This is a genomic window from Agrobacterium sp. K11, assembly GCF_059429395.1.
On sequence record NZ_JCAHRB010000001.1, the window covers coordinates 238,080 to 249,875 of the forward strand.

Sequence of the window (11,796 nt, forward strand, 5' to 3'; positions counted from 1 at the left end):
GGAGTGGAAGTCATGAAAAACGCTTTGGCCGGCATTCTGGCCGTTCTGATGACCGGCACGAGCGCCTTCGCTGCCGATCTTTATCAAGCTGAACCTGCGCCTGCCTATGTCGAGGCACCCGAAGTGCAGATCACGCAGGCAAGTGGTTGGTATCTGCGCGGCGACGTCGGTTATTCCTTCAACAAGCTTCGTGGCGCCAACTATTATCAGGGTGGACCGGGTGGTTATCTCGCCGATTTCGATACGGCTAATGTCAAGGATAGCTACATCGTCGGCGCCGGTGTCGGTTATCAGTTCAACAACTATTTCCGCAGTGACGTAACCTTCGATTACATGGGTAAATCGGATTTCCGCGGGTCTACCATCGGCGGCTGTGGTTCCGTGCCCGGTCCCTGCGTTTCAGCGGATCTCAGCTCACTTAGAGCATATACGCTGATGGCAAACGCCTATGTCGATCTTGGTACCTATGGCCGCATCACGCCTTATGTTGGCGGCGGTATCGGCGGCTCCTACGTCAAATGGGATAAGCTGCGCAATACTTCGTGCAGCACCAACGGCCTTGGCTGCGACCCGACCACCGAACATGGCGGCAGAGGCAAGTGGCGCTTCGCCTATGCCCTGATGGCCGGTGCATCGATCGATGTTACCTGTAATCTGAAGGCAGATGTCGGTTACCGCTTCCGCCAGATCAACAAGGGCGACATGTTCGATTTTGCGAATGGTGGCGGTCCTGGCCGCGACAAGGGTCTGTATTCGCATGAGGTTCGCGTCGGTGGCCGTTATGTCTTTAACGGCTGCGATACCGCGCAATACATGCCGCCTGCCGATATTCCGCTGCAGCCTGCCGTTTATAAATAAACGTCACGCCCGACTGTTAGCTTCAAGCCGCTCGCATCCTCCTCCGGTGCGGGCGGTTTTTGTTTTCAGCGGTATCCAATTCGTCGCATGACGCATATGGACTAAAATTCTCATGCGTAGCGACATATTCCGCTTGACGGAGGCCGGTGAGAGGAATAGCAACGGCGTCAGGACACCTCTCCCTAACGAGAGGCGCCTATCTGAAAGGGTAGTCAAATGACAGATATAGTGAAGCCGGACCTCCGTCCGGGTAATACGCATTTTTCTTCTGGTCCCTGCTCGAAGCGTCCCGGTTGGTCGCTAGATGCTCTCTCCGATGCACCGCTCGGTCGCTCGCATCGCGCCAAGGTTGGCAAAGCCAAGCTGAAGCAGGCCATCGATCTCACCCGTGAAATTCTCAATGTTCCCGCCGATTATCGCATCGGTATTGTTCCCGCGTCCGACACCGGCGCCGTTGAAATGGCCCTTTGGTCGCTGCTCGGTGAACGCGGCGTCGATATGCTTGCCTGGGAAAGCTTCGGTGCCGGCTGGGTTACCGATGTCGTCAAGCAGCTGAAGCTGAAGGACGTACGCAAGTTGGAGGCCGATTACGGCCTGCTGCCGAACCTGGCAGAAGTCGATTTCGACCGCGATGTGGTTTTCACCTGGAACGGCACCACCTCCGGTGTCCGCGTTCCCAATGCCGATTTCATTCCTGCTGACCGCAAGGGTCTGACGATCTGCGATGCCACATCGGCGGCCTTCGCGCAGGATATGGACTTTGCAAAGCTCGACGTCGTCACCTTCTCTTGGCAGAAGGTTCTGGGCGGCGAGGGTGGCCACGGCGTCATCATCCTTTCGCCGCGCGCTGTCGAGCGTCTGCTGAGCTACGCGCCGGCATGGCCGCTGCCGAAAATCTTCCGCATGGTCTCCGGCGGCAAGCTCATCGAAGGCATCTTCACTGGCGAAACCATCAACACCCCGTCCATGCTCTGCGTTGAGGATTATATCGACGCGCTGCTGTGGGCGAAGAACCTTGGTGGCCTGAAGGCGCTGATTGGCCGTGCCGATGCCAATGCCAAGGTCATCTACGACTTTATCGAGAAGAACGACTGGATCGCCAACCTGGCCGTCAAGCCGGAAACCCGCTCCAACACCTCCGTCTGCCTGAAGATCGTCGATCCCGACGTACAGGCGCTGGATGCTGCTGCGCAGGCGGATTTCGCCAAGGGCATCGTTGCCCTGCTTGAAAAGGAAAATGTCGCCCTCGATATCGGCGCTTACCGTGACGCACCGTCCGGTCTGCGCATCTGGGCCGGCGCAACAATCGAGACGGCTGATATGGAAGCCGTCATGCCCTGGCTCGCCTGGGCCTACCAGACGCAGAAGGCAACACTTTCCAAGGCTGCCGCCTGATTTTGATACCGGCCCTGCGTTGATGCAGGGCCGCCGATTTCCCGCTTTTAAAACTGCACCGTTTTTCAAGGAGCCCCTGAACCATGGCACCTCGCGTACTCGTATCCGACGAACTGTCGGAAACCGCCGTCCAGATTTTCCGTGATCGTGGCGTCGAAGTCGATTTCCAGCCGAAACTCGGCAAGGACAAGGACAAGCTGGCTGAAATCATCGGCAATTACGATGGTCTTGCCATTCGTTCCGCCACGAAGGCGACCGAAAAGCTGATCGAAGCGGCGACCAATCTCAAGGTCATCGGCCGCGCCGGCATCGGCGTCGATAACGTCGATATCCCGGCCGCTTCGCGCCGCGGTATCATCGTCATGAACACGCCGTTCGGCAACTCTATCACCACTGCCGAACATGCGATTGCGCTGATGTTCGCGGTCGCTCGTCAGCTTCCGGCTGCCGATAGCTCCACGCAGGCGGGTAAGTGGGAAAAGTCGAAATTCATGGGTGTCGAAATCACCGGCAAGACGCTCGGCGTCATCGGTGCCGGCAACATCGGCTCCATCGTCTGCTCGCGCGCACTTGGCCTTAAGATGCACGTTCTGGCCTACGATCCCTTCCTGTCGCCGGAGCGCGCGCAGGAAATGGGCGTGACGAAGGTTGAGCTGGACGAGCTGTTGGCGCAGGCCGATTTCATCACCCTGCATGTGCCGATGACCGACAAGACACGCGGCATCCTCAATGCCGAAAACCTTGCCAAGACCAAGAAGGGCGTACGTATCGTCAACTGCGCCCGTGGCGGTCTGGTGGATGAGGCGGCTCTTGCCGACGCCATCAAGTCCGGCCATGTCGCCGGTGCAGGCTTTGACGTTTTCGAAGTCGAGCCCGCCACCGAAAGCCCGCTTTTTGGTCTTCCCAATGTCGTCTGCACGCCGCATCTCGGCGCTTCGACCACGGAAGCACAGGAAAACGTTGCACTTCAGGTTGCCGAGCAGATGTCGGATTATCTGGTCAAGGGTGCCGTCTCCAACGCCATCAACATGCCATCGATCACGGCGGAAGAAGCACCGCGCCTGAAGCCCTTCATCCGTCTGGCGGATGTCCTCGGCTCCTTCGTCGGTCAGGTGCAGGAAAGCGCCACCAAGGAAATCGAAATCCTTTATGATGGTGCAACCGCCAACATGAACACCAAGGCGTTGACCAGCGCGTTGCTGGCGGGCCTTATCCGCAGCCAGGTTGCGGATGTGAACATGGTTTCCGCGCCTGTTATGATCAAGGAAAAGGGTGTTATCCTGTCCGAGGTCAAGCGTGACAAGACCGGCGTTTACGACGGTTACATCAAGTTGACGGTCAAGACTGAAAACCAGGTTCGCTCGGTTGCTGGTACGGTGTTCTCGGATGGCAAGCCGCGCTTCATCCAGATCAAGAACATCAACATGGATGCGGATGTTGGATCGCACATGATCTACATCACCAACACCGACGTTCCCGGCATGATCGGCTTCATGGGCACCACGCTTGGTGAGGCTGGCGTCAACATTGCCAACTTCCAGCTCGGTCGTGAAAAGGAAGGCGGCGACGCCATCGCGCTTCTTTATGTCGATGGTCCGGTTTCCGAAGACGTGCTGGACAAGCTGCGCGCCAACCCGGCAATCCGCCAGGTCAGGCCGCTGACATTCAACATCGACTGATACCTATCGTTCCTCCCAAGGGGACAATAAGGGCCGGTGCAGGGGAAACCCTGTGCCGGTTTTTTTGTTTCTGAACCGCCGGTTTCACCGAAATGTGTGCGTGTTTCTCTCTCTGGTTGCATATCACGAAAAATTTAAGGCGGGCATACTAAAAATGATGATCATGAGTTGCTATATCGCGTGCTGATATGCCGCTCATGGGAGGGTGGCCAACAGGAGATAGTGATGTTTGCTGCCTTTCGGCGCTTCAAAGGTTTGTTCGCAGTCGCCGCGCTTGGTATCGCGGTATCTTTCGTAGCCGTCGATATGGCGGAAGCACGCCGTGCGAGCGGCGGTTTCGGTAGCCGCGGCACAAGGACGTTTTCCGCGCCGCCGTCGACCAGCACCGCCCCCGGCCAGACCGCGCCGATCAACCGCAGCATGACTCCTAACACCCAGCAAAACCAGACGACGCCCGGTGCTGCACAGCCGGCGCGTCCCGGTGCGCAGGCACCGCAGCAGAGCCGTGGCCTGTTTGGCGGCATGATGGGTGGCTTGATGGGCGGACTGCTGATGGGTGGCCTGTTCGGCATGCTCATGGGCGGCGGTTTCGGCGGTATGGCCGGTTTCTTCGGTATGTTGCTGCAGGTGGCGCTGATTGGCCTTCTGGTCATGTTCGCCATGCGTTTCTTCGCATCGCGCCGTCAGGGCCAGCCGGCTTTCGGTGGCGCAGGCGGATCGCAGCGCACGGATCATTCCGGCTCCTCCTTTAATGGCGGCCCGCAGGCAGGTCCTTCCGCATCCTCGTTCAAGATTCCGAAGATCGGCGCGCTTGCCGGTGCTGCGGGCGGCGCAGCCGCGGCCACTGCCGCAACCGCAAAGCCGGTGGCACATGCCAATGCAATGTCCGAAGGTGACGAAATTGGCATTACCCAGAGCGATCTCGAAGTCTTCCAGAAAATGCTGCAGGATGTTCAGGCTGCCTATGGGGCAGAAGATTACGGCACGTTGCGCAAGCTGACGACGCCGGAAGCCATGTCCTATCTTGCTGAGGAACTGAGCGACAACGCGACGAGCGGCGTGAAAAACGACGTGCGCGACGTAACGCTGCTGCAGGGCGACGTTGCCGAAGCCTGGCACGAAGAGGGCCAGGACTATGCAACGGTAGCTATGCGCTACTCTGCCATCGACATTATGCGCGACCGCACCTCCGGCAAGGTGATCGAAGGGGACGAGCAGCATCCGTCCGAAGCGGTGGAAATGTGGACCTTCGTGCGCCGTGGCGGTAACGACAACTGGCAGGTCGCCGCCATTCAGGCCGCTGCCTGAGACGACGCGTAGTCTTGTCCGAACGAAACAGCCCGGAGGTTTTACCAACCTCCGGGCTTTTGCGTGCCGCGATGCGTGATGCCGCGACATTGTCTTTCGTCGATAATTCAGTGATCGCGGTGGCAGATCGCAACTCTCCAAAAAAATGACTGATAAATCTAACGGGTGATATCTGTATCGTCCCGCGAGTGGCTGTCCGCGTTTTCCCTGCCATGCAGGGGTTTGCGCCCTCTTCGTCGAGGTGTGGCGCTGGCGCATAGCTCTTTTGCTCCACGGAATTGCCGTTTTTCATTCATCCGGTGTTCAGTCCGTGCATCCTAACCAGCATGCGTACACGTCAATGTTACTTTTCGCGCCGGTTCTAAACCGCTTTGGGAAGGGAACCACAGGCGCAAAACAGCGTTGACAATCCAATTCCCGGCCCGCCTCCCGCAAGCCGGGCTGGGTGGCCGGGCAATGCACGGCCCGCGAGAACGGAGAGCTATCGAGATGAAACGCTTTGACCTGATCGACGGGATGCGTGGTTACTTCCTCGTCTTCATGCTGATCAACCATCTGGTGTTTGCAGGCGGTTTCTGGCTGGTGGAAATCAATCACCGCCAGTTTGCCTTCGTGGAAGACGCGCAGGGCTTCGTCTTTCTGTCCGGTCTGCTGATCGGCATGGTCTATGCCCGCAAGATGATGAAATATGGCTATGATGCCGGCAAACAGATGATCTGGAACCGGGCGATGGAGCTCTATCGCTATGCGATGGGTCTCGTCATCGCCGTGCTGTTTTTCCGCATGGTCATCCCGCATGCGCCCTATATCTGGTACAACTGGCTGGGCATGACGTCGTTCGACGATCCGCTGCGTCTGGCGGCGATTGCGACATTCCTCTTCCAGCCGACATTCATGGATATTCTGCCGCAGTACATTGTTTACATGCTGTTCGCACCCGTCCTCGTTAAACTCTGCCTCGACGGCAAATGGGCTTATGTCATGGCAGGCTCGCTGCTGGTCTGGATGGCCGGCCAGCTCGGTCTTCAGCAGATCGTGACGACGCCGCTCAATGAACTCGTCAAGGGTGCCGACGAGCAGGGTATCCGTGTCAGCTTCAATCTGCTCGGCTGGCAGCTGGTGTTCTACTCGGCGCTGGTGCTGGGCGCGATGACGGCGCAGAACCGCATTCCGTGGAAGGCGATCTTCTCACCGCAACAAACGTGGCTTCCGAAGGCGGCACTTCTCATCTGCCTGTTTTTCATGCCGCTTCGTATCGCAACCGCCTGGGGCCTGATGCCGGAATTCGTGATGGGCAAGTTCTCCACCATGGAAATCCGCGCCGATTTCGGCCCGGTCTACCTCATCAATTTCCTTGCTGTTGGTGTGGGTCTCACTTGGCTGGTGATCGCCGGTCCGAAGCATCACCGCCCGATCGTTCGCTCGATTGCGGAGGGCGTGATCTGGGTGCTCTCGCTGAAATTCCTGCAGCTGCTCGGCCGCCATTCGCTTCAGGTCTATGTCTGGCACGTGGCTATCGTCTATGGCGTCTATTATCTGGATGGCCGTACGGCCGAACTTTCGCAGGTCAGCAAGACGCTGATCGCCCTTACCGCAATAGGCTTGCTGGCTTTGCCGGCCCTGTGGAGGGAGCGCGACAAGTGGATTGGCAGCAGCGGCCAGAAGACGGCGGGCGCTTAACAACCGGTCACCACCTCACTCTGATGGCTTTACGGGGCGGATTTCCGCCCCGTACTTGCGTGCGCGGCCATTCCTTTCTATATGCAGCCCTTAAATCTGCATGATGGCGAGGCAGGACAGTCTTTTTCGACTAAGGCTTCCCGCAGCGGATGACCGACAGGCGGCGGGGCCTTTACCCCCGTTATGACTGACGATGGGAAAAAACGTGAATACGCTCGATTTTGACAAGAGGCCGGAAGACACCCGGATCGTTGTCGCCATGTCCGGTGGCGTCGATTCTTCGGTTGTGGCCGGTATCCTCAAGCGCGAGGGCTATGACGTCCTCGGCATAACTCTCCAGCTTTACGACCACGGTGCGGCTGTGCACCGCGCCGGCTCCTGCTGTGCGGGACAGGATATTGACGATGCGCGCAGGGTCTGCGAAACGCTCGGCATTCCCCATTATGTGCTGGATTATGAAGCGCGGTTCCACGAAACCGTCATCAATCCCTTTGCCGAAGCCTATGCGATGGGTGAAACACCGATCCCCTGCGTTGCCTGCAACCAGACGGTAAAATTCGCCGATCTGCTCGCCACTGCTCAGGAACTCGGCGCAGATGCGCTGGCGACAGGCCACTACATCCGCTCGCGTCCCAATCCCGTTGCCGGCCAACCAGGACGCCGCGCGCTCTATCGCCCGATCGATAGCGATCGTGACCAGAGCTGGTTCCTGTTTGCAACGACGCAGGAGCAGATCGACTATCTGCGGTTTCCGCTCGGCGGTCTCTCCAAGGCCGAAACACGCGCGCTGGCGGAAGATATGGGTCTCGTCGTCGCCAAGAAGGCCGACAGTCAGGACATCTGTTTCGTACCTCAGGGCAAATATACCGATATCATCAACAAGCTGAAGCCGAATGCGGCGTTGGCGGGCGATATCGTCCATCTGGACGGGCGCGTACTCGGCCGCCATGACGGTATCGTGCATTATACCATCGGTCAGCGCCGGGGTATTGGTGTCGCGACTGGAGAGCCGCTGTATGTCGTGCATCTCGATGCGCGTGGCCGCAGGGTCATCGTCGGTCCGCGGGAGGCGCTGGAGACCCGCCGTGTCTATCTGCGAGACATGAACTGGCTTGGCGATGGCGTGCTCGCGGACGAGGCCGGGCAGGGCTTTGCCTGCTTCGCCAAGGTGCGCTCCACCCGCCCGCCAACCGAAGCGATGTTGCATGCCGATGAAAACGGCATCTACGTGGATTTGATGACCGGCGAGGCGGGTGTCGCTCCCGGTCAGGCCTGCGTGCTCTATTCTGCACCGGGCGCTGATGCCCGCGTTTACGGTGGTGGTTTCATCGAACGTTCGGAACGCTCGGTGGACGCCGAGGCTTCGCTGAAGGCGCTTTTGGAAAAGCCGGTTGCTGCCTGAAACAATTCGGTTTTCACCGCCGTGTGGAAAGCGAATTTTTTGCGCGTCATGCGCTTGACACTTTGGGGAGCGGCACCTTATAAGCCGCTCATCCTGATGGAGCGGACGGTCACATGGCTGTCACGTTTTCCCTGTGGCGGGGTAGCTCAGGTGGTTAGAGCAGCGGAATCATAATCCGCGTGTCGGGGGTTCAAGTCCCTCTCCCGCTACCATTCATCTTCAATGAGAAAAGCAAAGTTTGCGTCGTCTTCTGGATGTACCCTGTAGCGCGAAATCGGAATTTTGACACCAGAAATCGGAATTTCTGGAATTCCAATAACGGTGTCAAACCCGCCTTAAGTGGTTCTTGAGGGTCATTTTAAGCCCATTCAATAACGCGGGCGGTTCACGTCACAGCGCAGATACGTCGAGGACGGTTTTCGTGACCGGATCGAAGTCGCAAGTGTACCTCACATGCTTCCATGCGCCGAAGCCATTCTGCATTTTTAACTTGTCACCAATGTAGGTGACGATGCCGTCTTTTTGGCTCTTCCAGCGATAGTGCGACAGTTTCGTTTCAGACCAACTGTCGGTCCATTCGAAATCCCATTTTGCGAGCTTTTCGATTTCATTCGGGCAACGCGCTGTAGCCGCCGGCCAACCTTCTTCCCCCCAGCACTGGATGTCGGCGCGGCACGCGACGTCCTTCGCCTTGCTCTCTTCCTCGTCCTTCCGCCTTTGGGCTTCCGCTGCGAGTGCTGCGGTCTTTGCGTCTTCGTCGGCTTTCGCTTGCCGCTCTGCTTCCACTAAACGGGTTTTCTCAGCCTCGTCAGCGGCTCGCTGCACCCGCACTATTTCGTCTGCCTTCTTTGTATTAGCCCAAATTGCAGCATCGGTGATGCCAGCTTTGTTTGCGCGAGACTGATCTTCCATGCTCGCAAAGCCTGCCATTTTAGCGTCGCGATCAAAAGAGAAACCGATACCAGCCAAAACACCAACGCCTACCACGAAACCGGCTATGGCTCGGCGCTTCAGTGACTTGCGGTGGTCTTTCCGCCAGACCATTGAGACGACTGACCACAGAACAAACCCGCAGACCAGTATCCATATAAAGATGAGAAAGAGCGTCATTCTGTATCCCCAGCCAACGTTAGTGACTTGGTTGTAACGACTTGAAAATGACCCGTACAGAGGGCGGCTACGTCACGCCGTGACCGCGACATTCAGGTAGTTGGCCTCACAAGACCGAGGCGGGGCACAAGACCCTCGATAATGACGCACCGTTGAAGCCATGCGACATCGGCGGTGGGCGGTGCTGAAGCGCCGAATGCCGGTACAAACTTGTAGCTTGAATTGGCATCGGCATTACCCGGATCGCAAGGTATGCCGCCATAGATAATCGGCATCCATCCGCCTGCGCCTGACAGCGCACCCCACATCAAGGCACCGCCGGAATACGTCCGCAAACCATTGTTCGCCCGCGTGACGAAGCTGGTGAATGGAACACGCTGTAAGGGGTTGGCCTTGGCGAGCATAATGGCAGTGACGGTTTTTCCGGACATCGAGGCCCGCTCCGTCGCATCGAACGAATTCGATAAGGACGAAAAATGCCCGTTGGCATCTGCGGGCTTGACCTTTGCCGAGTACGCCGCACCCGCGCCAGGGTGAATATTTGCCGGATCGGTGTCCTTGGTTGCTGAACCACCCGACACAGCAGAAAAGTTGACCGGAAGCGCGCCAGACCAGTTTGAAAGATCGCCGTTGACGAACAGGTTCGTGCCGATCGGCAGCTCCATCCAGCTGACGGTTGAAAACGCCGCCTTCTTTGCTTTCCTGAAGGACGCCATAAGCGCACCGGCAGCGAGACGGGCACCCTCATCGTTACCTTGGGCGTCGGACGGATGATAAACCGGGAATACATCGTTCGTGCGGTAGAGGATCGGGGCTTTGCCCGCGTCGATATAAAGCTTGTGGGTATCGACGATGGTAAGGCTCGGGAAAACAGATGCCACGCCGAGGATGGCGTTATAAACCTTGTCGTAACCGGCGTTGTCGCGCCACGGGTTTTGGGTGGTGATGACCTGCGGCACGTCTTTCCATTGCCAGCTGATCAAGCCGATGATTGACCAGAACAGGCCGCGCCCGATCGCCAGATCATTCCCCGGCGTTTCGAATGAGGACATGTTGTGGCCGTGATGGGTGATAGCCACATCGGGTGTCGGGATCGCGTCGATTGCGGTCGGCTTGCGCGATGCCTCAAACATGCAGCCGGCGACTTGGCCGGGAAGAGCAGCAAGCCAGAAGTCAATCGTCTGAGACGTTCCATTGCGGATGACAACCGGCGCGGCATAGGCCTTAGGACCATTGGCAGAGGAACCGCCCCATTCAGCCCAGCGATGCATGATGACGGTGGCGTTGTAGAGATCGCCGAGGGCGACGGCGAATTTGTAGTACGGCCCGTATTCGGAATAGCCGGTACTATCGGTGTTTGCGAAAATATTGACGTTCTGTCCGGCTCCAAGCTTATTCTTCAGCTGCCCGAAGGCAGTGCTTGCCTGATTGACGGAGAAAACGTCTGCCTCATTCGCTGACAGCGCCAGCGGACCATTCTGCGGCAGGATTAGAGGCAGGTTCGCAAACTGCATCAGGCGTTGTCCCAGACGGTCAGCGTCTTGCTGGCCGGATTATTGCGTGCGACCAGGCGCAGGCTCGGCAGCTTGGCGATTCTAACGATGGGCGTAGACGCCCGATGAAGGGTGGCGACAGTTACCCAAGCCGCCTCGACGGTAACGCGTGCCTGAACGTCCACGGTCGTGTGGTCGCTGGTCGCGGCGATCTGGAGGTAAGTCTCGTCTGCCGGTGTCCAGGCGGCGCTTTCGAAATTTTCGTCAATCGTGGTGAGCCTGATCATGCTTCAACTCCTTCAGGCCAGACAATCGCTGCAACAGCTGCGGGCGTCGTTGCGGCCAAAACATCGTTGGTAAGATTGTCGATCAGGGTCTGGCAGCTGATGACGAGCGCCTTGCCGTCCCTGCCTGCCTGCTGGATTTGGGCTGCACTGTGCATTTTGTAGGCCCAGACACCCGCCGCATCGCAGACCCAGAACGGCGTTTGCCAGTCAGACGCCAAGTTCGGCATAAGGCTGTCAGTCACGGAACCCATCAGGTTGATTTGCGCCTTCATGTCGCTTGGATAAGTATGAACCACTCCAAGCGCGGCAGACTTGAAACCACCCGTGATTGAGGCTTCACAGGCTGCGCGGAGCGTCGCCACGTGCAACGCTTTGACCTGATCGAGTGTCACCAGGGAAGCAGGATCAACAGCGACGGGCGCGCCCTGAGCATCGGCAACAATAGCCTTTCCTTCCTGTTGCGCGGCCATCAGCTGCGCATGCGTCTCCCTTGTGATCTTGAATGCGTCGTCAGGCAGCTGATAGTCGGCGACGCGAAGATCGTAGAAGGCTTTGGCGGAAGCGGAATAATAAATGGTCATAGG

At 58.0% G+C, this 11,796-nt stretch carries 10 protein-coding genes and 1 tRNA gene; 7 read left to right on the forward strand and 4 right to left on the reverse strand.

The genetic code is table 11. The features are described 5' to 3' along the window. Positions 1–12: 12 nt before the first annotated feature. The 7 genes from AC5SEO_RS01075 to AC5SEO_RS01105 all read left to right on the forward strand — a co-directional run bounded on the left by AC5SEO_RS01075 (position 13) and on the right by AC5SEO_RS01105 (position 8,534). Positions 13–858: an outer membrane protein gene (locus AC5SEO_RS01075; RefSeq protein WP_003511380.1), complete on the forward strand. Its 846-nt coding sequence runs from the start codon at positions 13–15 to the stop codon at positions 856–858. A gap of 216 nt (positions 859–1,074) precedes the next feature. Continuing rightward, the gene (locus tag AC5SEO_RS01080) at positions 1,075–2,253 is read left to right on the forward strand and encodes a phosphoserine transaminase (protein ID WP_003511379.1); all 1,179 of its coding nucleotides are present in this window, start codon (positions 1,075–1,077) and stop codon (positions 2,251–2,253) included. A gap of 83 nt (positions 2,254–2,336) precedes the next feature. Further along, positions 2,337–3,932, forward strand: coding sequence for a phosphoglycerate dehydrogenase (gene serA, locus AC5SEO_RS01085; RefSeq protein WP_003511378.1), 1,596 nt, complete (start codon positions 2,337–2,339; stop codon positions 3,930–3,932). Positions 3,933–4,157: 225 nt separating this feature from the next. After that, positions 4,158–5,240 (forward strand): Tim44 domain-containing protein, encoded by a 1,083-nt coding sequence (locus tag AC5SEO_RS01090; RefSeq protein WP_111795487.1) that lies wholly within the window; start codon positions 4,158–4,160, stop codon positions 5,238–5,240. Positions 5,241–5,729: 489 nt separating this feature from the next. Continuing rightward, positions 5,730–6,920, forward strand: coding sequence for an OpgC family protein (locus tag AC5SEO_RS01095; RefSeq protein ID WP_003511376.1), 1,191 nt, complete (start codon positions 5,730–5,732; stop codon positions 6,918–6,920). A 205-nt stretch (positions 6,921–7,125) separates the two neighbouring features. Beyond that, entirely contained in the window at positions 7,126–8,322 is a 1,197-nt protein-coding gene (gene mnmA, locus AC5SEO_RS01100; RefSeq protein WP_174068912.1) for a tRNA 2-thiouridine(34) synthase MnmA, read from the forward strand. Positions 8,323–8,457: 135 nt separating this feature from the next. After that, positions 8,458–8,534: transfer RNA gene (locus AC5SEO_RS01105), tRNA-Met, on the forward strand. 178 nt (positions 8,535–8,712) lie between these two features. Here the strand turns inward: AC5SEO_RS01105 and AC5SEO_RS01110 are convergent. From AC5SEO_RS01110 to AC5SEO_RS01125, 4 genes are all read right to left on the reverse strand, one after another. Next, positions 8,713–9,432, reverse strand: a complete 720-nt coding sequence (locus tag AC5SEO_RS01110; protein WP_495363654.1) for a hypothetical protein — start codon at positions 9,430–9,432, stop codon at positions 8,713–8,715. Positions 9,433–9,524: 92 nt separating this feature from the next. Beyond that, a complete protein-coding gene (locus AC5SEO_RS01115) occupies positions 9,525–10,946 on the reverse strand; it encodes an SGNH/GDSL hydrolase family protein (protein WP_495363655.1) in 1,422 nt (473 codons plus the stop codon). Further along, a complete protein-coding gene (locus AC5SEO_RS01120; RefSeq protein ID WP_495363656.1) occupies positions 10,946–11,212 on the reverse strand; it encodes a hypothetical protein in 267 nt (88 codons plus the stop codon). Before AC5SEO_RS01120 ends, AC5SEO_RS01115 begins: the two co-directional genes overlap by 1 nt. Next, on the reverse strand, positions 11,209–11,793 hold the full coding sequence (locus AC5SEO_RS01125) for a DUF4376 domain-containing protein (RefSeq protein WP_495363657.1): 585 nt from the start codon (positions 11,791–11,793) through the stop codon (positions 11,209–11,211). The genes AC5SEO_RS01120 and AC5SEO_RS01125 overlap by 4 nt, the downstream gene beginning before the upstream one ends. Between the last annotated feature and the right edge of the window lie 3 nt (positions 11,794–11,796).